Below are 24,848 nucleotides of genomic sequence, written 5' to 3' on the forward strand. Positions count from 1 at the left end.
TTTAATTTTTTAAATCGTCTGCTCTGCGGGTTGTAGAACCTTCAAATTTACCAGTTCTTTTATCTCTATATTCTTTAAACAGCACTCGCATATCTTCTGCTGCCAACTTATTTTTTAATTCTGAAACAGCAATACAATCGTACCCGTAAAGCGGGTAGCTAGGTTTTTTTTCTTCTATTTCTTTTTTGGTTCTATCGTCTAGTCTTCCGCGTTGATATCTATCTTTATCTACGATAAAAACCGAATTTGTTGATAAACTGGCACTTAGAGGCTCATGCGTTTTTAAACTATTATATACGCTTTTAATATCTGCATCATCGGCATATACAAAATGCCAAAATCTTAAATCTTCGTAGGACTTAATTTGCTTTAGTAATTGTTCTGCTTCAGCCTTTGCTTCCTTAGGCAATAACACTACAACTTGAAACTTTTTAAAACCTTTAGTTCTATCGTAGACTAACTCTTTTAAGTTTAGTGCTGCAACGGAATGTTGCAAGGGATTCTTGCCAAAAAATGCTAATAACGTGATATGATTTTTTAGAGATATATTCTCTTCATTATTAGGCAATTCTTTAACGTTTTTATTTACTATATCTAATGGATTGTAATTGTCTTTAGATAGCATCATTATTATTATAAATGCCACCGGTAAAAAGAATAAAATACTTAATATAGTATTGCGTTTGGCGTTGTTCTTTTTCATAGTGCAAAAATAAAAAAGGTGGTTTATATAAACCACCTTTTTGATATCATATTAACACTTCGACAAGCTCAGTGTAAACTCATTTAATGATTAAAAATCTCTCTTAATTAAAGCGTCATCTGTATTGTAAACTTCAAATACATAACCTCCTTCTTGTAATAAAATAAAGATTAAGTAACATATTAGAAAAACACCTGTCCATACTACTGCACGACGTAAACTTGATTTCTCGTCTCTCATGTGCATAAAGTCCCAAGTGATATAGTAAGCCTTAACGATAGTTAATAATATGAAAATAAGGTTTAAAGGCTTCATATAAATAAAAGGTGATAAGATAATGTTGTAAAGTGTTGCAAAAAAACCACCTTCCATTGGGTCTAACCACGTATGCATTAAACTTTCTGGCTTGTAAATACCCAATACAACTTCTATTGCTGTAACTAAAGTTAAAAATGCTAAAACACCCCAAATCTTTTGTGTGTTGGACTTAAATTTCCAAAGTCCTCTAAATATTTCTAATTTATGTGCGTGAGCCATTGTTATGCTATTATTTTAATTAAACTAGGTAAAAGAATGTAAATACAAATACCCAAACTAAATCTACAAAGTGCCAATATAGTCCTACTTTTTCTACCATCTCGTAGCTTCCTCTTCTTTCGTAGGTCCCAAGAACTACGTTAAAGAAAATAATGATGTTAATTACGACTCCAGAGAAAACGTGAAATCCGTGAAAACCTGTGATAAAGAAAAAGAAATCTGCGAAGAGTGACGTTCCGTATTCGTTTACAACCAAGTTAGCGCCTTTAACAACTAACTGACCATTTTCTTTGATTTGTTTAAGAGACTCTTCTCTTGACAATACTGTTTTCTCGCCTTCTTCGTTAATAATCTGGTTACGTACTAAGATGTTTGGATTAGCCTCGAGACCCTTGTAAATTTCATTTACCGAATATTCTGGAAGTGGCGCCTCGTCCACAAACCACAATCCGTTTTTACGCTCGTGCTCCACTCTTACATCGGCTACAGGAACCGCAAAATCGTCAATAGATATGCGTTTGAATTTTTGTTCACCATCGACATCTACGTATTCTCCGAACTGTAAAATATTTCCACCTTTGGTCTGTACAGCACCATAATCGCCTTGGATAAATGTTGCCCATTCCCAAGCTTGAGAACCAACAAAAATTGCACCACCAATAATGGTTAAAAACATGTAAAGCGTAACTTTAGCCTTATTCATGTGATGTCCTGCATCTACAGCTAGTACCATAGTTACAGAAGACATAATAAGAATAAATGTCATGAACGCTACATATATCATAGGATAATTCCCATGAAAAAACGGAACGTGCGTAAACACTTCATCTGCAATTGGCCATTCACCAATAAATTTAAATCTTGAAAATCCGTATGCTGCTAAAAATCCTGAGAATGTTAAGGCATCCGATACGATAAAAAACCACATCATCAACTTTCCGTAACTTGCGCCTAGTGGTCTGTTTCCACCACCCCAAGTTTTACCTTCTGTACCAGTATTTGCTACTGTAGTATCCATATAACGTATTTAAATTTTAAGATTTGACAAAAATAATCAAATTATATATCTAAAAAAATATAAAAATAGAAATAGAGCCACCCATAAAATGTCTACAAAATGCCAGAATTGTGCCGCTAATTCTAGACCTAACATATTATCTGAGGTGTATTTTTTATTTAGGTTATTAATAATCACTACAATTAAACTAATTAAACCTGCTGCGACGTGTAAAATATGTACCACCGCAATAACATAAATAAATGATATGGTAACATTACTAGTTGGCCCTGTAAAATTATAACCTTGAGCTACGAATTGCGAAAAACCTTCAAACTGATTTACAATAAAATAAATTCCAAGACCAAGTGTTAGCAACAACCAAATACTGGCTTGGCTACTGTTGTTTTGCTTCATGGCGCGCTTTGCCATAATCATTGTTAAACTACTAGCTATGATAACGGCAACCGAAATGGTAAAAGCCTGTGGTAATTCAAAATTTGTTAACCAATCTTCGCGCTTTCTACTTACAATAAAAGCACTTGTTAGTCCGGCAAACGTCATTATTAATGAGCCAATACCAAACCAAAGCATCATTTTTTTAGAGCGTGCTTCTTTTTCTTGTTGTGTTCCTTGAGTTAAATCCATTTAGCTTAAAAATTTATCGGCAACGTAAACTATTTGTAACAAAGTGATGTAAGTAACACTATATAACATTAACTGTTTTGCCGCTTTATTTGTTCTTAACTTAAAAAGTCTAAGTGCGCAATACACCATAACCATTCCTAAAAGAAAAATAACAATAGCGCCTACGATGGTTAGCTTTAAGTCTCCCGTAAACCCAAAAACAGGAATAATTGAAGCGATAACCGTCCATATTGAATACAGGATGATTTGTACGGCTGTAGCCTTATCTGGTTTTCCTGTTGGGAGCATAAAAAATCCACCTTTTTTATAATCTTCGTGTAAAAACCAACCAATAGCCCAAAAGTGTGGGAATTGCCAAAAAAACTGAATGGCAAAAAGCGTTCCTGCCTCAATTCCAAAATTACCTCTAGCCGCAACCCAACCTAACATAAAAGGAATGGCACCAGGAATAGCACCAACAAATACCGCAATAGGCGTTTTTGTTTTTAATGGTGTGTAAACACAAGTGTAAAGAAATATAGAAATGGCCCCATACATTGCCGTTTTTGGGTTAATTATGTATAGTGTAGCCACACCTGCTATAGTGAATGCAACGGCGATAACGAAGGCAGTGCTAACCGACATGCGCCCAGCCGGAATTGGTCTATTCTTAGTCCTATCCATTAAAGCATCTAAATCCTTTTCTATTATTTGGTTGTAGGCATTAGAAGCACCTACCATAAAGTAACCACCAAAACAGAGTAATAAAAATGTAGAAAAGCTAAAAGACTCTGCACCTAAAAAATAACCGGCAATAGAAGAGAATACCACTACAACAGATAATCCCATTTTGGTAATTTCTTTAAAATCCGTCCAAATAGACGCTATAGAAATGGTAGATTTTACAGTGCTCAATCCTAATTTATTTGCGACTGCAAAGATAACTTGAAAATTAGTTTTGGACAACGTAAAAACCTAGTTATTAACTAAACTTAAACGTTTTATGTAAGAAAGCGTAAATTTGAGCGACACATTCGCTTTAAAATATAAAATAAACATGAAATATTTCTTCTCCTTTTTAATCGTTTTAACTAGTGCTATTGGGTTTTCGCAAGGTCGTTTTGATGATGTTGAAATAAAGTCCGAAAAACTATCAGAAAATGTATATGTACTTTTTGGAGCTGGAGGAAATATTGGTGTTTCTGTTGGCGAGGATGGTGTTTTTGTTATTGACGACCAATTTGCACCTTTATCTGAAAAGATTTTAGCCAAAATAAAAACCCTAAGCGATAAACCGCTAAAGTTTTTAGTAAACACGCATTGGCATGGTGACCATGCAGGTGGAAACGAAAACATGGCAAAAGCAGGTGCTACCATTATTGCCCACAATAACGTTAAAACAAGATTATTGAATCCACGGCGGGATGGCAGCAACAACCCAAAAGAAGCCTTGCCTGTTATTACATTTAAGGAACAACTTTATATAACCATTAATGGTGAGCCCGTTGGCGTGTTTCATGTAGCCAATGCTCATACAGATGGTGATGCCATGCTCTATTTTACTGAAAGTAATATTTTACATACTGGAGACACCTACTTTAAAGGTCGTTATCCTTATATAGATTTAAATTCAGGCGGAAGTGTTAACGGTTATATCGAAGCTGTAAAACGTGGTTTTATTCTAGTAGATGACGGAACAAAGATTATTCCAGGCCATGGCACTATTGCGAATAAAGAAGATTATAGAGCTTTCTTAAAAATGCTCGAAACCTTAAAAGCCAATATTTCTCAAGCCATTGCTGAAGGTAAAACAGAAGATGAAGTTAAAGCTGATGAATCACTAACAAAAGAATATGATGACTTAGGTTATGGTAGTGGTTTTATTAATAGTGAACGTATTCGTGTAACGTTTTATCAGAGTTTGAAAGGAAAGTAAAAAAAATCTCTTTATCGATTAGATACTGCTTGTATTATTGAAGACAATAACAATATTGATGTTAATACAGCACAAGATATTGAAACAAATGTCGGATAATTGTTTATTGCTATTTGATAGATAGCATATACCTGAAATAATAATGGGAAAATGATTACAGTTAAAAAAACTATAGTCAAAGGTATTTTTAAAATTTCATTCACCCTTTTGTTCTTATACTGATAGTTTACTACATGATGAAGAAAGGAGAATGGTTTAATAACATTTTTAGTATCTGATAATACAGGTAATTTGAATAATCTCGAAGATAATTTATCAAAAAGAGAAATAAGATTGATATTGTTATTCCAAAGAGCTATGTTCTGAAAAAAAAGAAACGAAAAAAAAACTGGTATTAAGTTTAATAAAAGAAGATTGTTTTTTAAAGTTACAAATTGTATAGAAATTGTCTCTAAAGAATCTTCATAGTCTTTAATAAGGATATAAAACAGAAAACTCAAAACAAGCCAAAATGAATTTCTTGTTATCTTTTTATTATTCGATTTAATATTTTCTGAAACTAAATTTAAATAAGTTGTAATTACAGAGTCGTCCTGCAATTCTTCATCTATTCTAAGCTCTTTTTCTAAAATTTTAGAGTTCATATCTAATTCACTTAAATCTTTCTTATTGATATATTCATTGAACTAACTCCTAAAAATCATTATACCAATTAAACAAGTCCGTACGGACACCAAAGCTAATCCAAGTGGTGTTGGTGCGATTTACAAATGCAGTTTCTGCCGTCGGGTCGAAGTTACGATAGTTAATATTGGTAAATACTCTTAAGTTACTTACTGGATTAATTATATAACCCGCCATGAGTTCCCCATGAAAAACTGAAGTGTTATTACCTTGTCCAATTTCTATGCCTGTATCGCTAGGTCGGTCGTTCTCTGTGCCATAAATATCGCCACCATAATAGAAGGTATCTCCACCATCTCTAAAATCAAAGCCGCGCTCTCCAAAAATTAACTTAGCATCCGCAAACCATCGTTTATTGTTGTAGCGACCAATTAAAACTAATTCTCGGAAATTATTACCCCATAAATGCGCCATAGATTGGTTATTGTGCCCATAATTAAGCACAATGGTATTATGAGAATACGTATACGGACGTACTTGGTTATATTCGGCTTGTAGCAATAATCCATCAACATTAAACGCATTGTAATATTTAGCACCTAACTGAAAGCCGAACTTGTTTTTCCAGCTTTTGTTACCATCTCTAACATCGGATAACGAGAATTCATCTACTATAAACTGTCCGTATAAATTCACCTTATTATTCCATTTGTATTTTGCTGATAATCCTAAAACGGCATTACCCGCATCTTGTCCTGTACTAAATTCTATCGCTCTCAGAAAGATTAGTGGATTTAAGTAGTTGACATCAAACCCTCGGTCGTTGGAGTTGGTCCAAATTACGGATTCAAAAAAACCAAGATTGAGACGTTTAGATACATTCCAACTTAAATAATGGTTAGCCATATATTTTGTTAAAAAGGCACCGTCTTGCACCACTGCTGGCCGTACATCTTTTAGCCACATCCACGTACTTGTGTATTTTATTTTCCAAAAGTTAAGGTTAGTCTTTAAAAAAGGTGAAGGGCTTGCTACATCACTTTGAAATAAAGAGCGGTAACCGTCACCTATAAAATTTTTGCCATGTCCAAATTGTACATTTAAAAATTTAGCAGGCGTGTAAGAAAGGTACGCTTCTGCTACCGGATAATCATAAGCATCATCCTTAAAACGTTTTGCAATCCCACGACCCGGAATTATTGCTGGGTCTGGGCCAAAGGCTTTTAAGCTTTCTGCATACTGATTAAAATACTCTGCAAAACGTCCCTGACTCTCAAAAAAAGAGGTCGTAAAATTGAATTTTTTTCCTAATCCTGCTTGTATAAAAACACCTCTAGTGTTGTTGTAGGTCGAGCCACCTTCAGAATCACTTCCTACTTGTAAATCTAAGATTGGGTCGATGGTAAACCAGTAATCTTTAGACTGTACTTGCACCAAATGCTCATTCCAAAGTTTGCGACCAATCCATGAATGCGCGTCTTTTGCTAAGCTTTCTTTTTCTGCTTTAAAATCGTAATATGGCGCAACATCGTTGTAAATAAATGGTTTAGCTGCTGTGTGCGAATTTGCGCCAATAACATTCATATTAGCATCGAAACGCGAGTAATACGAATGTGTAAATGGAATGTTTAGCTGGCTACTATATTCGCGTTTGTCATATGGCTTAAGAGACGCTGTGATACTGTCTAATTCGTTAGAGAGCGTAGCATTCAAGGTGTCGTCTTTTGATTTTATTTTTTCCTTTTTCGAAGTTTCTGGTGAAAACTCAACTTCTAGAGGATACATTAACGGAATATTGATTTTGGTGGAGTATTGTACATAGGTAGGTTTACCGTCGTACATGGCTGGTGTAACATTTGGCAATTCTGAAAATACACGCTTAGTTTCGTCTTTTAATTCTTCATAAGCAGCATCGACAAAAATAATTTGAAACTTTCCTTCTTTATCCACCTCGAAAAGCACCTTTACATCGCCTTTATAGTTTTCTTTATCAACAACATCTGGTATTTCGAAAGTTTTAAAAATAAAACGATGAAGCTCTAATCTAAAACAGTCTTGAAGTTCTTCGTATGCTTTTGACTGGCAATCTGCAAAAATTGGTGGCTTTTGGTAATTAACTTCGGATTGTGCAGCATTTTTAGACAAAACAAATAGAAAAACGAAAGCAAAAAAATAGCGCATTGATGACTCAGCTTAAATTACAATCGAAAGATACTATTTTTTTAATGGCGTATAAAAACAAAAAGCCGTTATTAAAAATAACGACTTTCACTTCGATAAATGATTGATGAAAGGCCTCACTTAATAAATACTTTCAAGATATATTTAGAAGTGAGTATATAACCAAACCTTGTTCTCGATACATTTCTTTTCAGAAAAACTCAGACCGACGGTTTAGTTTAATCTTGAACTTTGAATTTTATAGGTAAACTGTACATTACATTAACGGGAGTAATTCCCATTTTACCTGGTTCCATTTTTGGAATTTTATTAGCGATACGCTCTGCTTCTTGCTGAAGTTTTGGGTGTGGTGCACGGGTTTTAATATCTTTAATATGACCTGTTTTATCGACTGTAAAGGTAACATAGATTTTTTGTTCACCCGATAAACCGTAATCACTTGCTATGTCAGTATTGAATTTTCTTTGTACCAACTTATTCATCTTTTCGTTAAGACATTTTTCTCGTTCTGAATTTAAATTATACTTCTCACATCCTGGGAAAATTGGAACAAACTCAACATTCTTAATGTTAAAGTTATCGACTGGAGTATCTATTGGGTCTTTGATGTCTTCTATCTTAACTAATTTCTTATCAGAAACATCTATGTCTGGTGTAATAATATCTTCAACTTTAGGCTCTGGAGTATCGTTGTCTTGTGGAACGTAAGTATCAAGTAACTTCTTACTAGGTGTTTTTTTTGCTTCTTGCTTTACCTCTGGCTCGTAAACCTTAACGTCCGTCATGGCTACATCGTAGACCTCGACATCAATTTCTGGTCGCTCTGGTTTAATTATTTTACTCTCAAACCGCATTTCAAAAAGGGTAAAGGTTCCCAATAAACATAGGATTAGCCCAATTTGAAAATACAGTGTGGAGTTTTTTTGTAAATTAACCTCGTGCTTTTGAGATTTTCTCACTTCAGAAGCGTTCTGACCAACGCTTTTGTTGTTTTGACTTTGATTTTTCATAATATATGATAATTAAAATGTTAATATTGTGTCAAAGTCACAAGAAGCATACCAAGAACCTATTTGGACCTTTTGAATTTGCTAAAAAATTTATCTTTTGTCGCTTGTCCTTGTCATTTTTAATTTCCGTAGCTCGGCTATGCAACTAAAAAATGACTTCAACATGTCAGCAAAACTTTTAATTTTCGCTTAAACTCAAAAAATCCAAATAGGTTCTAAAACAAAAATCCCGTCCAATTAATTTTGAACGGGATTTTTAATATTTTAAATCTAAGCTTTCTTAGTCTTGTACTTGGAATAAAATTGGTAGTGAGTAAGGCACTGTTACAGCCTTGCCTCTTTGCTTACCTGGTTTCATTTGTGGTAGCAAACCAATAACACGCTTAGCTTCTTTTTCTAATCCTGGATGTGGCGCTCTTGCTCCAACATTAACAATTCTTCCAGTTTTATCTATTTTAAAGAATACACTAATACGCTGTCTCCCAGATAAACCTAAGTCACTCGCTAAATCTGTATTAAACTTTTTGTTTACAAACTTTGCCACTTTCTCAGACATACATTTTTTCTTAGCATTATTACCTTTCTCTTTTTCACATCCTGGAAAAACTGGCACATTTTCGATAACTGCAAAAGGAACCTCTAAGTCTTCCTCAACTTCTTCTACTTCTACTTCCTCGACCTCAACGATTTCTGCGTCTTGCTCTGTTTCTGTAGATTCGATTACCGTTTCTTCAACTTCTTCTTCGTCTTCTACAACTTCAATTTCCACTGGCGCTACTGGTGGCGGTGGTGGTGGCGGTGGTGGCGTTACTATTTGCTCTGTAATCGGAATTTCTTCTTCTAACTCATCATCTAGATTTAAACCATCTAACGCGATGTCACTTCTATCATACGTTTTGTAGTTAATAGCTAAATTGGTAACTAATAACATTAACACTAAACCAACAGCGAAGTAGATTGAGCTGTTACGACTTACGTCTGATTTTGGATTCTTTTTAGGTTCCATAATTATATTTGTTGTAAGATGCTAATTTAATTAATATTTACTTAAAAAAACAAGCTGTAATATTATTTTAACTTTAGTTTTCTAAAAAATAATGCAACAACAATTGTACCAAGTAAAACTCCTAAACCATTTGCTGTTAAATCTAAGACATCAAAAGTTCTTAGAGGGTTAACCTTTTCTTGTATTAATTCTAAAAAAAGACCTAAAACTAAAGTTGAAGCAAACCCAATTAAAAGGGGCCTCTTTAGTCTATATAATATAAAATTATAACACCAGAGTATTGCTAAACCTGTGTACGCAATAAAATGGAAGATTTTATCTTGATGCTTTATTTTGGTATCAGGTAAAACATTCTCTGCATTAGCAAATGTAAAATACAATAAGACTATTGTGTAGAGTATAGCGACTAAAAGGACAGCTCTGGGATTCTTAAGCACCAATTAAGGCTTTGTAATCATCAGCAGATAAAAGCTCTTCTATTTGACTTTCATCCGAGAACTTTACCTTAATCATCCAACCAGCGCCATAAGGGTCTGAGTTTACCGTTTCTGGCTCGTCTTCTAGAGCTTCGTTAAACTCGATAATCTCACCACTTAATGGTAAAAACAAGTCAGATACTGTTTTTACAGCCTCAACTGTACCAAAAACTTCTTCGACATCTAGAGTTTCATCTACTGTTTCTACTTCTATGTAGACAATATCACCAAGTTCGCTTTGTGCAAAATCTGTAATACCAACAGTTGCTGTATCACCTTCAATTTTTACCCACTCGTGGTCTTTTGTATATTTTAAGTCCGCTGGAATATTCATAATTAATTTGTTTTATTGCTTAGCAAATGTAATTTTTTAAAATTCGATTTTCAAAATTAATTACCAAAATTATAACGTAAAGTAAAGCCCGATCTTATAGAGGTTTGAGGGAAAGATGTTGAGATTGCAAAATCCGAGAACGAATAGTCGAAAAAGAAGATTCCTGTAAGGTTTCTATTTAAATCGTACTGCGCATTAAACTTTGCTCCCCAAATGGTTTGTCCTGCCGTTATTTGATTGTTCTCTAAATCTAGATACCGTATTATCGTTAAATTGTCTCTAACATTAGCATCTAAGGTAAGATTTAAATCGCTGGCTACATTACCGCCACGGTTTCCGCTTAATTTTTTGAAGAGTTTTACATTCTTTATTCTATAACCTAAACCAAGCGTGTATTCTTTACTCTGCTCTTCAGTCATTAGATTGTTGTCGAAGCTTAGTAATAATAAGCGGCTAGTCCTAACTTCTGCTGTAACCTGAAGTGAATTTTTCATCGTAGCTTCAATACGAATTAATGGGCTAAACGATTCTTCTAAATTAATACTACTGAAAAGTGTTTCATTTTTAAAGTCTCCTGCTTGATTTACTTCATTAGGATTTGATGGATTAAAATCTAAATTAGTTCTAAACTGGTTGATACTATACGTTGAGCGATAACCATGCTGCAACGAAAAACGTTTGAAATTCTTTTTAAACCAAGGCAGCTTCATCAGTCCTGTGTATTTTAATTGCCAATTAGGGATTGGGATATCTCTAAACGCGCCTAGACTAACATCTTCTGCATCAGTCCCATGGTATGCCGACAAAAATGAAGGTAATAATACTTGTTGACTGTTTTTACTAAACCCAATAGGGAAACCATCTGCATCTGTTGGGAAGGTTGTATTACCGTAAAAGTCTCTTGCTAGTCTATTTGCTACTATTAATCTATTGGCTCTAAAATCATCAAATGTGGCCGACTGATTAGCATCACTTTTACTAAAAGCCGTACGTATTAACGATGTTGAAATATTGAAATTACCAAAAGAATTGTTTATCAATTCTTCATAAGCATCACTCAGTCCATCATTGTCACTGTCTAAAGCTCTAAAATTTTGCGCAGTATTTTCTTGATAGTTTCTGCTACCAATTAAATCGATTTTAAGATCACGCATTGGCTCAAGATTTGCCGTAAAATCAAGTCTTTTATCGGTATTCTCTGTGTACTGCTGGTTAAACTCTGGGAATATAGTTAACCAACCGTTTTGTGCTACACGCTGGCGGATATCGCGCTGGCTTCCGAAAGTAAATCCTAGAGTAGGTTTTAACGTTCCTACGAAGCCTGGCGTATTTAGGTAACCTGGTAAAAATGTACCATTATTTTCTACATAATTGATATTTACACGTTTTACCATAGTTACAACATCCAAGAATGCGTTGCCTATTTTTCTACCAACCGTTTTCTTTTTAGGTAGTGCAGGATTATTTGAGGTATTTCTATTTCCGCCTGAAGTTCTTCTAGACGTATTTCGTCTTGAGTTAGACGCTTTTTTTACACCCAACTCTTTATACAACGACTCCATATTTAGGGTTGTATTTAGTGTATGCGTATTTGCGTTCTGAATGGTGTTCCCTAGATTAAAAACACCTGTAACATTACCATCTTGATCTGTAGCTTCGAAATTAAGATTTAAATCCGACCCTTTCTGCCATGTAAAATTACTATTGTAGGTATATGTAGATTTTAAGAAGCTTAAAATAGGAATCTTGTTTAGAGGCAATTCGTAATTGACTAATAATTGCTGATTTTGAATATTTGGGTCACCGACATCGAAAAACCCATCCCAAATATCTAATTCTGGGTCTTGACGCCCGTTAAGACGGTCGTCTATAAAGTAATTTCTAACAATATTATTATTGTTTGCCGTGTAGTTGAAACTAAGCGCATCTGTTAGATTATAGTTTATAGCGTACTGAAAATCGAACGTATAATTTCTTCTAAATACTTCTTCTATACCAATGTTATTTCCTGCGAGTGCCACCTCTCTAAATTTTTGACTGTTAAAATCTCTATTAACATCTGTAGTTACAGAGAAATTAGTTGGTAACAAATTAAAATTAAAATCTTTGAGAATCTTCCAATACTTGCCAGTAAACAAAGAATCATTTTTCTTAAATGGTTCTATTTTCTTTGGATTAAACGCATAATTGTAATTTACGCCAGCTCTTACATTTTGTTGAAGTGCACGCTCGATTTCAAAATCTCTACTTTCTATTTTGTTATTAGAATAATTAAACGTTAAGTTCTCTACATCGTAAAAACGCTTTGGCTTATCGCTTGTTCTATTTTTCTTTACACCAATAAAGTTAATGCTTCGTCTTTTGGTGTAGGTTTCGGATTGTCGTTCGATTTGCTCTGCTTCTTCTGCTGATTGTGCAGCCGCTACACGAGATTCTAGAGTTAAATCGTTGTAAAACGCGTCAAACTGAGGTGTAATTAATTCTTCACTATGTATGTAATTAAGTGGAAGATTAATTCCCCATTTCTTTGGTAATAATTGTCCTAATTGAAGATTTGTGGTTACATCAAAACCAATAACATCTTCTCTGCTACGTTCATTTGGGTTTTGTTCTATGCCACCAAATCCAATAGTACTACGTTTACCCGAAGCACTAACGTTAGCAAAGTCGGCAAAGTTGGTATCCATAGACATTACTGCCGCCCATCCACCTTCGTTCTCTAGGTCCGACATACGTAACTCATTAAACCACACCTCGCCACAGACAGGTGTACGATTTAGTCCAGAATGTTTTAAACCAACCATTAATACCCTGATGTTTCCAAAGTTAGGGTTTCCTTTTATAGCGACTCGTTGATTTTGAATACCACCAACAGGGAATTCTAAGGATGGTAATTCTGCCAATTCACCGTTGATTACATCGTAATATGTTGGATCTGCGTTTGCTAAAGTTTGGTTAGAAATACCTCTAGATTTTATCTCTTGAAAGAATTCTAATGGGATATTAATTTCATTTTCTTCTGGCCAAATTTGGCGCTCTAGGGATGTACTTCCAGACTGAATTAAATCACTATTTATTAAAGGTAGTTCAACCTGATAGAAATTTTCGGTAAAGTCATTTCCAAGCCTTATAAAAGCTACCAACTCGCCATCTTGTAAAGGTTCGTTTTCTTGAGACTCGGCATGTAAAAACATACGTAATTTTTTGTACTGACGCATATCTAAACTAATATTCTTAAAAACGCCTCGGCCATCGGTTTCTTGTAAATCGCAAGCCTCTAAGACTAAAGATTGCTCATTTTGGCGAATAACGTTGTTATTATTATTTAACTCTTCGCGTCTTACGCCAGGCGGAATTACATAGTTTCCATCATTTTCTTGAATACCAATAATAGCCACATTAAATTCTGGCTCATTAGTAGCTGTGGTATTATTACTTAACGGTTGAGTAAAACGACGCCAGTCGCTACGTACCAAATCTAAACTTGCAAAACGCAAAACCGTTTGCTCTGTAAAATCCGTAAGGTACATTCGAGCAAAACGCACAGAACGTATATCAGAAATACCGCCTATGGCTCTAGTTGGCTCTGAAATAGGTAGTCTAAATTGATACCACGTTACGTCGCGTGTGGTACCATTAGGTAGCGTAACAGGCGCAACTTTAACATCGTTAATTAATGTGTTATTTGGGTTTAAGGCTGATGGCGTTATATCAATTTCATACTCATAATAACTATTAATCGTGTTCATGGTATTATCACGATTAATATCTTCTACATCCGGTTGTGTTGTATTACCTCTGTTCGTTTGAGAGAATTCGTCTGGTGTATTGCCTTCGAAACCATTGTACTGACGGTAACGCTCGAAAATGTTTCCTTCGGTATTTAAAAAATACCTGTAGTTATCTAAAGATGGGTCAGGCCCAAAATCTAGACCAGAAGGTATAATGCCTTGATTGCCTAATTGATTTACAAAATCGATTTCTTCTGCATCGTCATAACCATCGTAACCGACATCTTGGTTTATACGTTCTTGACCCGTAGTCCCAAACGTGTAAATTAACGATTGTGTTTGTGGAACGGCATAGGGCGTTTGCGCACTTATATTTTGAAGAAAGCTAATATCGCCATCTTCTGGAAGTCCATTTTCGAATTGCTTTTTACCGTCTTTAAGTACATCTTCAGATATGTTACCCAGATTAATAGTTAGTTTTCCTCCAGGGTTTGTAGGATTATCTAAGTACGGATCTTGAATCCAAAACTCGATATACTCCACATTGGCCTGCTCAAAATCGGTAGAGGTAATTTGTCTAGTAATACCAGCCCAGCTGTTATTAGGATTTAACGGTTGACCATTTGCAGCGTTAGGATCAAAATTATAAGGACCTCGCTCTGTTGGGTAATACGCCAAATCTAGAGTATTAATTACGGCTTGTTGTCCTTGTACTAAATCTATTTCAGGAAAAATTTCTCTGATAAAGACTCGCCTAGTATATAAATCCGAGACATCGTCGTCGGTAATTTCACTTGGTCGTTGTGGTCCGTAAAATATAGGATCTATACTATACCAGTTTAGTAGTGCACGACCAAAACCATTCTCTAAACCAATATCATCCTCTGGGTCTGGCGCTCCATCTCCGTTAAGGTCTATTGGTCTACTAGATAAGTTCCATGCAAATGGTGAGAGTAAATCTATGTTACCTTGTGTTCCTTCGAAATCATCTATATACGCTGTGGCCTCACCATTAAAATCTGTTCCTTTAGGAGCACCTGGTGCTAAATACGCAAATTCACCTCTTACAGAGAAATTGGATGGTACATCTGTATCTATATTTGGCAGCTTATTTACTAAACGCGTAAAAAATGGCACCTCTGTAGCATAGTTTCCGTTAATACCAAAAATTGTATTGTTAATAGGTTCCGAATCGAAATTTGCCTTTTGTGTTATTGGGCGTTCATTTAAGTTAAGAAGTGTACCACCAAGTAAGAAATTTTCATTGAATTGATGCTCTACATTTATCCCAGTAAATCTGCGTGTTTGCTGTCCAAAAAGTGCATTGTTCTCAACATCTACGCTTATTGGTGTATTCGACGCTTTTAAAGATTCGTCTAGAATTTCTACGCGACCAGCAGCATAGTTTACTACATAATCTACTCCTTCTACTAAAAGTTGCCCGTTTGCTGTAACTCTTACCGAACCTCTAGCTGCATTGAATGGAATAGGAATTCCGCCTCCGCTGCCACTATTTTGGTAACGCCCTTTTATTTGGAACTTATTCTTTTCTGCATCGTTTAATGCTTGGGTTTTTGTTGATTTATATAGTAAATCATACACATACTTGGCTTGGTTTGGGTTGTACGAATTAGGGTCATTATAGTCAGTTTCGTTATTTAAAGAATTGCCATCGTTATCTAAAACATCGAATAAATACCTTCCGAATGGTTGTACTTTAGTAAAAATAATTTTTCCGTTTTGCACTAAAACGGTTTGCCCAGGAACAAAATCAAAGAACCCATCACCACCTTCCTGTGGATCACCATTAAAGTTCAATCTATCAACATATAGTAATTGAATTAAAGAGTTATTTTCTATTAAGTCCTCAGGAGGTGGAGGATTATTAGAATCAATTACATTTCCGTTAATATCAACTCCGAATGAACTCTGACCTTCTGCTGGCGTAATATAATTAAGCGGCGATGCCTCAGTATAAAAAATATTTAATCTAAAATCTTGTTGAGATAATTGAAACGCACCGGTATCGTAAATGTTCTTCATCATTAAATCCCAGATTGGCTCTTCAACTGCAGTTACAGCACTTTTCAGCATTTTTAGGACTAAACTTTGATTGTTTACAATTTGATTTCCATTCCCTTGGTTAATGGTAACATCTGTGGCATTTACCCCATCGTTGGCAAACTCTCCAACTTGAAAAACCTGACCTCCAACCGTGTATTGAAACGCAACGGCCAAAACCTCGTCATTTAATAAGCGTTGGTTTAAAGAAATATAGCCCAATTGTGTATTAAGCTGGTAATCTTGTCCTTGTTGAAGTTGTCTTGCGCTTTCTAAAATGCCATAATCGAACCCTTCATTGACAGGAACATTAATTCCGCTCTCTACATTAGTTATATCTCTTACGTTTTCTGTTAATAAAGAACCTGCACCACCGATATTGGTTGGATCAAAATCATTATTTCCGTTATCTGGTAAACTTCCTGTTGGCACATTAACAAATCCTGCTGGAGGATTATCCAAACCTATATCGTCTGACTCTCCCAAATCTTGCAACGCTACTATATTTCGTACGTTTTGCGTTTGGTTATTTCTATTAGTTACCCATACTTCAATTCTTGTAATTTGAATATTATTATTAATGTACGGATAGGTTAGCATGGCTCTGTCGTAATCCTCTTCGAAGTATTGGGCTAGGAAAAAGTGACGGTTTTCGTCGTAATCCCGTGCAAAGAATTCAAACTCTTCTAAGGTTCCACCACCTTGAGCTGTTACAGAACGCGACTCAGACTGTTGCTCCGAGAACACTGCGGTCACGGTAGTTTTACCAAACTGCAGTTGTGTTTTAACTCCAAAAAGGCTTTGTGCTCCACTTATTAATGAGCTATTTAGAGGCATATTTACATTACCGACCTCTATTTTTTGGATGATATCGTCTTCTGTTGGTGTGTATTCTAACTTTACTAAATTCTGAAAGTCAAAAGTTCGTTCTGTATCGTATTGCGCGTTAACCTGAAGGCGCGTTCCAACGGTACCTGTTAAGCTCATGCTAATACGTTGGTCAAAGTCAAAGGTAAAATTACTACGGTTTCTTGGTGTAAAAGTAGGGTTGTCTTGTTGTGAAAATAAGATACCTAAATCTATATCTACAGAACCTTGCGGAACAACCGATATCGTGTTTCCTCCAAAGATGGTCTCGAAAAAGTCATTATTCACATAAAAATCTGGAAGTAGGTTTTTCTGGCCTTCTTCACTTCCTTCTTTCAAACCAGAAGTTGCATCTATTTTCTCTTTATAATAGGCATTAAGTCGCTCGCGTTGCACTAATTTTTGAAACTGTTCCCGAGTTAAAATCAGTGGATAGTTGACATTAAACTTTCCGAACTTCTCGTTATAAATATATCTATCTAAAACTGGGTCGTATGTGTATTTAGATTCGATACTACCCAATTTAGGAAGCTTAATATCTCCGAAGGTAAACGTTGTTTTGGTAGAATCCTGTTGTGTTGGATTCGTTTGAGCCCAGCTAACACCAAAACACAAAAAGCTTAGAAGTACTAAGCAATATCTTAACTTGATTACAGAAAATGAGTTGATAGCGGTGGTTGTATTCAAAAGGATTATAAGTTTTTTAAGGCGTCTTTTATTAATGTTTCTACATTAGCATCTGGTTGCTGAGACATTAGTTTTTCTATAACTTTTTCAGATTGTTTTTTATTAAATCCTAAAACCTCTAAAGCAGATAACGCTTCACTTTTGTTCGTATTGTTTTGAGTGATGGAAACTTCGTCTATACCATATACCTTTAACACTTTATCTTTTAAATCTAAAATAACACGTTGGGCCGTTTTAGCGCCAATTCCTTTTATAGATTGAATTACTGCCACATCAGCAGAAGCAATAGCTTCTTTAACTTGCTCTGGATTTAAAGAGGATAACATGGTACGCGCCGTACTAGCACCTACACCGCTTACAGAAAGCAATAGCTTAAAAATTTCGCGCTCGGTTTTTGAAGAGAACCCATACAGCGTATGTGCATCTTCTTTTACTTGAAGATGTGTGTACAATCGAATATGCTCTTTATCAGGAATCTGACCAAACGTATGCAACGAGATATTAACAAAATAGCCTACCCCATTACAATCTATAACTACATCTGTTGGATTCTTTTCAACTAGCTTTCCCTCTAAGTGTGTAATCATGTAGTTAAAAAAAAGTTAATGCCTCAAATGTAATAAAATTATTGGGACTTAAAAACGAGAAAAAAAGAGAATAGTCTTACTTTTTTTGCCTGCGTTTTTCGCGCTCTTGAGCATCTATTACGGCAATGGCTGTCATATTTACTATTTCGTCTACACTAGCATCTAACTGAAGAATATGAGCAGGTTTTCTAAGGCCCATCATAATTGGTCCTATAGACTCTGCTTTGTTGAGTTCTTTCAATAATTTATAAGTAATGTTGGCCGATTCTAAATTAGGAAAAATAAGTGTGTTTACTTTTCGACCAGCTAATTTTGAAAACGGAAATATATCCTGAAGCATTTCAGAATTTAAAGCGAAATCTGTTTGAAGCTCGCCGTCTACGACCAAATCTGGATTGGTACGATGTAATAAATTAACTGCGTCCCTTACTTTCTTAGTCCTTTCGTTATTTGAAGATCCAAAATTTGAATAGGATATCATTGCCATTACTGGTTCTATACCAAACATTTTTGCAGCTCTTGCTGTCATTTGGGCAATTTTTGCTAAGTCTTTTGCGGATGGGTCTATATTAATTGCTGTATCACTTAAAAACATAGGTCCTCGTTGCGTCATCATTACATTTGTTGTCGCGATACGCGTTACGCCTTTACCCATACCTATAAGCTCTAACATTGGTTTTACAACACTCGGATAACTACGAGAATATCCTGAGATTAAAGCATCTGCATCACCTTCATTAACCATCATCGCAGCAAAATAATTTCGTTCTCGCATAATTTTCCCAGCTGAGTACTTGGTAACACCGTTGCGTTGATGTTGCTTCCAATAGGCGTCTGCATACTTATCTTTTCTGCTTGACTCTTCATCAGATTTTGGGTCAATGATTAAGACATCTGCATCTTCGAATTCGATTTCTTTCATTAACTCTAAAATTGTCTCTTTTCGGCCTAAAAGTATTGGTATGGCTACGCCTTCTTCGTAAACAATCTGTGCCGCTTTTAACACATCGAGCTGGTCTGCCTCGGCAAATACAACACGCTTTGGATTTGTCTTGGCACGATTTAATAATAAACGTACCAATTTATTATCCGACCCTAATCGTTCTAATAAACTGTTTTGATACTTCTCCCAATCTTCAATTGGTTCTTTAGCAACACCACTTTCCATAGCAGCTTTTGCAACTGCTGGCGGAACTTCGGCTATTAATCTTGGGTCAAATGGTTTTGGTATTATGTAATCTCTACCGAACGTTAAACGCGTTTCGCCGTAAGCGATATTTACTTGCTCAGGCACGGGTTCTTTTGCCAAATTAGACAAGGCTTTAACAGCTGCCATTTTCATGGCTTCATTAATTTTAGTAGCTCTTACATCTAATGCACCTCTGAATATAAATGGAAATCCAAGTACATTATTTACCTGGTTCGGATGATCACTTCGGCCTGTGGCCATAATAATGTCATCTCTTGTGTCTAAGGCTAGTTGGTAAGCGATTTCAGGGTCTGGGTTGGCCATTGCAAAAACAATAGGATTAGGTGCCATTGTTTTTAGCATATCTGGAGTTACAATATCTGCCATTGATAAGCCCACAAACACATCTGCATCCACCATTGCTTCATCAAGCGTGTTAATTTTTCGGTCGGTGGCAAATTCTGCCTTTTGGCTCGTTAGATTATCTCTATCTGTTCTAATAACACCTTTACTATCGAGCATTACAATATTTTCGCGCCTAGCTCCAAATGCTTGATACAATCGAGTACATGAAATTGCAGCTGCTCCTGCACCACTAACCACAATCTTTACATCTTCTATAGTTTTTTCGGCGAGCTCTAATGCATTAAGTAATGCCGCTGCAGAAATGATTGCAGTACCATGCTGGTCATCGTGCATTACAGGAATATCTAACTCCTCTTTTAAACGACGTTCGATTTCAAAGGCTTCAGGAGCTTTGATGTCTTCTAGATTAATTCCTCCAAAAGTTGGTGCAATATTTTTTACAGTTTCGATAAACTCATCGACATTTTCTGTATCAACTTCAATATCAAAAACATCGATATCTGCAAAGATTTTGAAGAGCAGACCTTTACCTTCCATTACAGGTTTAGAGGCTTCTGGACCAATATTCCCTAAACCAAGAACTGCTGTTCCGTTAGAAATTACTGCGACTAAATTTCCTTTTGTGGTGTATTTGTAAACATTGTCTTTGTCCTTGTCAATTTCTAGACAAGGCTCAGCAACTCCGGGAGAATAGGCTAATGACAAATCTCGTTGAGAGGCATATTTTTTTGTAGGAACGACTTTAATTTTTCCTGGGGTAGGCTTTGCGTGATAAACTAAGGCTTCTCTTCTTTTACTTTGCTTGCTCATATAATTTAAAATAAATTAAGCTACAAAGATAGGCAATGAAAACCTGTCAAAAAATTCATTTGAATTAAATACACTTAAAATTGAAGGGCATCAGTACTATCACTGTCTGAACTGTAAATTTTGAATTTGTAGTCGTTAAGATTGGCTTCTAACTTAACAGAATGACTATTGTTTCTCCACGACAAATGTATTAGGTCATTAGTTGTGGCCTCAATTTTAAAATTACCTAAAAATGCTTTTGATGTATTTCTTAATCTAATAATCTCTAATTGTTTCTTTACAACATCTAGCTTAAGTCGTTCTTCTATTTCTTTTAAAGAGAGTGTTGTTCTATTAATTTCTTTATGACCGCCTTCGCCTGCTTTTTCGACTGCCTCATAATCGTTTGTACCTACAAACAAATCTAAATACCAAACTTGAGGTATTCCGGGCATAAACATTTGGATAGCTCTCGCGAGTAACATTTTTGCATCGTCCTCACCAAGCGCACTATAAAATGTAGCATTGACTTGATAGTAGGAGATTTTGTTTCCATCAGCATCATAAAGATTCTTGACTCGGCCACCACGAGCTATAATAGTTTCCATAATATGTTCTATATCCTTATCTGGTAACAAGCCATTATTGTAAGTGCCGTTTATCTGTTTTCCTTTTAAATCTAAAACTGGTATACCATCATGACAACCCAACATATTAACAGTTTTATATCCTTTTTGCTGAATGTCAGTTATCCACTTATACAAGGCATTATTTGTCTTTTTTTCTAAGGTATGAATCATAAGTCCCGGCAGAAAGAAATCGTAAATGGTATAACCTTTGCTCGCGACTTCATCATGAAGATTAAGACCGTATTCTGCATGAATTTCAGGTAATAAAATTAGATTGTTTTTTACTGCTATTTGATTAATCTTTTCAAGGTAATCCCAAGTTCCTGGTGTATTAAAAAAATTGGTTTGTCCAACTTCTTTATGCAAGTAAGCAAAGGCATCTAATCGTAATATTTTACATCCAAAACGCTTTAATTTTGCCAAAGTCTCTTCATAAAATTCCCAGACTAATCCTGATTTTGCATTAACGTCCATTTGACCTAAGAATGTGCATTTTTGATTTACTGCTCCAATTACCTTATCCTTAATGGTCTTCTCAATTTTAAAATCTAAAGTATGAATAGCTTCATTATTTTCTATGGCGTCGTTCACTTTGGTTACGATAGTAGAAATATCAGTTTGTTTTAATTCTTTTATATGCTGTAAATCTTCGACTGAAATTTTATTGTATGTAATTTTCTGATAAAAGGTGTTCCAATAAGGTTGCATTTTTCCATTTGAGAATGGAACTTTTAGAATAGGTAATCCTGATTTTCTCATAAAAAGTTTACTGAGAAATTCTTCTTTGGGTATAATTACACCTTCCTCATTTATTGTTCCGTGACCTTCCCAAAAGCTATTCCAATTGATAAAAAAGTCTTTGTATTTTGAGTTTTCACCGTGTTTAAGCAAGTCTTTAAATTGAGGTGAAGCTACAGAAAGGTGATTTAAAACAATATCAAACTTTAGCATAATATTTAAACGGTCTAATATCTCTAAGTCTTCCTTTGATACTAAATCCTTGTTGATGTTGTAGTCTATTATTGAAAATCCTCTATCTAAATCACTGTTAAAAAAGGTAGGTAATATGTAAAACAATGAAAATGCATCTTTAAACTCAGGCATTTTTAGCATACGTATTGTATCGCTCAAATTTTTACCAATACTATCTGGATATGCATTTAGCATTACACCGCTAAGTAAAGCTGTGTTCTCATTTTTGTTCATGAGGTATAATTCTATAAAAGATTAGATAAAATATTAATGTTGTCAGGAAGCCTTCCAACATTTTGAAGTTTTAAAGCTGCTAGCTGAAGTGCAACTTCTAGGCATTCTTCCACTGGTCTTTTCTTTACGTAAGCAAACAAAAATCCGGACCAAAATGCATCTCCTGCTCCTGTGGCATCCATTACATTATCTACTTTTATTGCAGGCAGTTGAATAATATCTTTCCCTTTTTGAGAAAGTTTTACACCTTTACTACCCAAAGTTAAGCAGATTGTTTCTACACCTTCAGAATGAAAAAAATCGAAGATTTCATTATGTGGGAGTTGCTTATTAAACAACCTAAGCATATCATCCTCACTAATTTTAATTAAAGGATTAAATTTACAGTAAGCCTTTATAACCTTTAGTGCATCTTCTTTATTATCCCAAATTTCATCAGCATAATTAATATCGATACTAAGCTTACAACCTGAATCAAAAGCCTCATGTGCCTTTTTTAAAATTGTGGTTCGTGATGGATTTTTACTAAGTGCAAAACACGTGGTATGAAAGATATATGTCTGAGAAAGTAAATTAGAAGATATTTGATTTTCAGAAATATGATAGTCTGCTTCTCGGTAGGCCACAAACTCAGGTGTTTTATCCGAACGCGATACAAAAATGACAGAAGTTGGCTTATTCTTTAGTTTTTTTATTGGTTCCGTATTTACGCCAACCTCATTTAATCTTTCGAATATATATTCTCCAAAACCATCGTCACCTACTGTGGCTACCATAGTTGCATTGAGACCTAGTCTTGCAGAATTCATCGCTACATTAGTTGGTGATCCTCCTAAATACCTATGATAATCTCTTGTATTGTTTATTAAAACATCTGTTTGATGTCCAATAAAATCTATTAGGACTTCTCCAACACAAAGAATGTCTATTTTTTTCATGAATTAAATACTTTTAAAGATTTAATGACCTCCTATTGGCATAGTTACAACATCCTCGGGAGCTTTTTTGCTTTTAATAAATAATGTTAAAACAGCGGCAATTACCAATAATACACCTGCAAACGTAATTGCCAAACGAGGGTCGTTATTTAAAAAATTTTTGAGTATAAAACCAAATGAGACTGTTTGCAAAATCATTGGTATAACTATCATCATATTAATTATACCCATATAAACACCGTATCTTTCCTTAGGTATTTCTGAGACTACTATCAAATAAGGTATTCCCATCATACTTGCCCAACCGATACCAAAGCCTGTTATTGCAAAAAACAATAAGTTTTTATTCTCTATTTGTGGAAAAGCTAGGAAACCTATTGCAGCAATTATTAAACAAAATGCATGTACTTTTTTTGGACTATATTTTTTTGCAAAGCCAACCAAAGCAAAAGCTACTAAAAAGGTTACGACATTATACCAGCCGTTTACAAGACCTGTCCAGCCAACAGCCTCACTATAAGCTTCTGTATTTTCTGGTGTAGCATTCCATACTGAAAGCGCAACACTTTTAGAAGAGTTTTGCCAATAACAAAATAATGCATACCACTGAAATAAATAGACTAATGCCAATTGCCACATAACTTTTGGCATGTCTTTTATTGCCGAAAAAATCTCTAAAAGAGGACCTAGCACACTTCGTTTTTCGCTCCTTAATTTAGCTAATTCTTCTTCTGTTGGTGGAATTTCTTTGGTTTTACTTATACTCCATAAAATTGAAGCAATAGAACAAAATGCTCCTAAGAAAAACGACGCATAAACCCAAGTTGGTAAAGACCCTGTCATTCCTATAAATACTAACGGAAAAATAAATAATGATAAATTAGCTAAAACTTGTCCCAAGCCTGTAAAAAAACTTTGCATCTGAAAACCTAGTGGCTGCTGTTCGTCATCTAACTTGTCGGCAATAAGTGCACGGTAAGGCTCCATCGCTGTATTATTACCAGCATCTAAAATCCATAATAAACCTGCAGCCATCCACAAAGAACTACTAAATGGAAATGCTAATAATGTTAAACTACATAGTATTGCTCCTATTAAAAAAAACGGCTTACGTCTCCCAAATCTAGGACTCCATGTTTTGTCACTTATTGCTCCTATTAGAGGTTGTACTAGCAATCCTGTTACTGGTCCTGCGAGATGGAGTATTGGTATTTGATCTGGACTAGCTCCAAGAAAATCATAGATAGGTGTAACTGCGCTTTGCTGTAAACCGAAGCTATATTGAATTCCAAAAAATCCAACATTCATATTTAAGATTTGCCAAAAGCTTAATTTAACCTTTTTAGATATCATTAAATTCTAATTTT

At 35.1% G+C, this 24,848-nt stretch carries 18 protein-coding genes; 1 reads left to right on the plus strand and 17 read right to left on the minus strand.

The genetic code is table 11. From position 1 onward, the window contains the following. Position 1 precedes the first annotated feature (1 nt). The 5 genes from DFQ05_RS06615 to cyoE all read right to left on the minus strand — a co-directional run bounded on the left by DFQ05_RS06615 (position 2) and on the right by cyoE (position 3,779). On the minus strand, positions 2 to 703 hold the full coding sequence (locus tag DFQ05_RS06615; RefSeq protein ID WP_132704611.1) for a hypothetical protein: 702 nt from the start codon (positions 701 to 703) through the stop codon (positions 2 to 4). A gap of 90 nt (positions 704 to 793) precedes the next feature. Further along, positions 794 to 1,240, minus strand: coding sequence for a cytochrome C oxidase subunit IV family protein (locus tag DFQ05_RS06620; protein ID WP_132704612.1), 447 nt, complete (start codon positions 1,238 to 1,240; stop codon positions 794 to 796). Positions 1,241 to 1,259: 19 nt separating this feature from the next. Further along, complete coding sequence (locus tag DFQ05_RS06625; RefSeq protein ID WP_132704613.1) at positions 1,260 to 2,258, minus strand: cytochrome c oxidase subunit 3; 999 nt, start codon at positions 2,256 to 2,258, stop codon at positions 1,260 to 1,262. 36 nt (positions 2,259 to 2,294) lie between these two features. Then, on the minus strand, positions 2,295 to 2,885 hold the full coding sequence (locus DFQ05_RS06630) for a cytochrome c oxidase subunit 3 (RefSeq protein ID WP_132704614.1): 591 nt from the start codon (positions 2,883 to 2,885) through the stop codon (positions 2,295 to 2,297). Beyond that, positions 2,886 to 3,779, minus strand: a complete 894-nt coding sequence (gene cyoE / locus DFQ05_RS06635) for a heme o synthase (protein ID WP_132704615.1) — start codon at positions 3,777 to 3,779, stop codon at positions 2,886 to 2,888. It lies immediately after the preceding gene. A 142-nt stretch (positions 3,780 to 3,921) separates the two neighbouring features. Between cyoE and DFQ05_RS06640 the strand changes: the two genes are divergently transcribed. Next, a complete protein-coding gene (locus DFQ05_RS06640; RefSeq protein ID WP_132704616.1) occupies positions 3,922 to 4,800 on the plus strand; it encodes an MBL fold metallo-hydrolase in 879 nt (292 codons plus the stop codon). An 11-nt stretch (positions 4,801 to 4,811) separates the two neighbouring features. Here DFQ05_RS06640 and DFQ05_RS06645 read toward each other — a convergent pair whose 3' ends face one another. From DFQ05_RS06645 to DFQ05_RS06700, 12 genes are all read right to left on the minus strand, one after another. Next, positions 4,812 to 5,444, minus strand: coding sequence for a hypothetical protein (locus DFQ05_RS06645; RefSeq protein WP_132704617.1), 633 nt, complete (start codon positions 5,442 to 5,444; stop codon positions 4,812 to 4,814). Positions 5,445 to 5,493: 49 nt separating this feature from the next. Then, positions 5,494 to 7,605: an energy transducer TonB gene (locus DFQ05_RS06650; protein ID WP_132704618.1), complete on the minus strand. Its 2,112-nt coding sequence runs from the start codon at positions 7,603 to 7,605 to the stop codon at positions 5,494 to 5,496. A 218-nt stretch (positions 7,606 to 7,823) separates the two neighbouring features. After that, positions 7,824 to 8,615: an energy transducer TonB gene (locus DFQ05_RS06655; protein ID WP_132704619.1), complete on the minus strand. Its 792-nt coding sequence runs from the start codon at positions 8,613 to 8,615 to the stop codon at positions 7,824 to 7,826. A 280-nt stretch (positions 8,616 to 8,895) separates the two neighbouring features. Beyond that, positions 8,896 to 9,621: an energy transducer TonB gene (locus tag DFQ05_RS06660; RefSeq protein ID WP_132704620.1), complete on the minus strand. Its 726-nt coding sequence runs from the start codon at positions 9,619 to 9,621 to the stop codon at positions 8,896 to 8,898. 62 nt (positions 9,622 to 9,683) lie between these two features. Beyond that, positions 9,684 to 10,058: a VanZ family protein gene (locus DFQ05_RS06665; protein ID WP_132704621.1), complete on the minus strand. Its 375-nt coding sequence runs from the start codon at positions 10,056 to 10,058 to the stop codon at positions 9,684 to 9,686. Beyond that, positions 10,051 to 10,431, minus strand: a complete 381-nt coding sequence (gene gcvH / locus DFQ05_RS06670) for a glycine cleavage system protein GcvH (RefSeq protein ID WP_132704622.1) — start codon at positions 10,429 to 10,431, stop codon at positions 10,051 to 10,053. Before gcvH ends, DFQ05_RS06665 begins: the two co-directional genes overlap by 8 nt. Positions 10,432 to 10,487: 56 nt before the next feature. Beyond that, the gene (sov, locus tag DFQ05_RS06675) at positions 10,488 to 17,777 is read right to left on the minus strand and encodes a T9SS outer membrane translocon Sov/SprA (RefSeq protein WP_241974227.1); all 7,290 of its coding nucleotides are present in this window, start codon (positions 17,775 to 17,777) and stop codon (positions 10,488 to 10,490) included. Positions 17,778 to 17,782: 5 nt separating this feature from the next. After that, positions 17,783 to 18,364 (minus strand): Holliday junction branch migration protein RuvA, encoded by a 582-nt coding sequence (gene ruvA / locus DFQ05_RS06680; RefSeq protein WP_132704624.1) that lies wholly within the window; start codon positions 18,362 to 18,364, stop codon positions 17,783 to 17,785. 76 nt (positions 18,365 to 18,440) lie between these two features. Then, positions 18,441 to 20,729, minus strand: a complete 2,289-nt coding sequence (locus DFQ05_RS06685) for an NADP-dependent malic enzyme (RefSeq protein WP_132704625.1) — start codon at positions 20,727 to 20,729, stop codon at positions 18,441 to 18,443. Between the two features lie 74 nt (positions 20,730 to 20,803). Then, entirely contained in the window at positions 20,804 to 22,543 is a 1,740-nt protein-coding gene (locus DFQ05_RS06690; RefSeq protein WP_132704626.1) for an alpha-amylase family protein, read from the minus strand. An 11-nt stretch (positions 22,544 to 22,554) separates the two neighbouring features. Beyond that, positions 22,555 to 23,481 carry a carbohydrate kinase family protein gene (locus tag DFQ05_RS06695; protein WP_132704627.1) on the minus strand — a complete coding sequence of 309 codons (927 nt, stop codon included), beginning with the start codon at positions 23,479 to 23,481 and terminating at the stop codon, positions 22,555 to 22,557. A gap of 21 nt (positions 23,482 to 23,502) precedes the next feature. Then, positions 23,503 to 24,834, minus strand: a complete 1,332-nt coding sequence (locus DFQ05_RS06700; protein ID WP_132704628.1) for an MFS transporter — start codon at positions 24,832 to 24,834, stop codon at positions 23,503 to 23,505. Between the last annotated feature and the right edge of the window lie 14 nt (positions 24,835 to 24,848).

This window comes from Winogradskyella wandonensis (assembly GCF_004346845.1).
GTDB lineage: Bacteria > Bacteroidota > Bacteroidia > Flavobacteriales > Flavobacteriaceae > Winogradskyella > Winogradskyella wandonensis.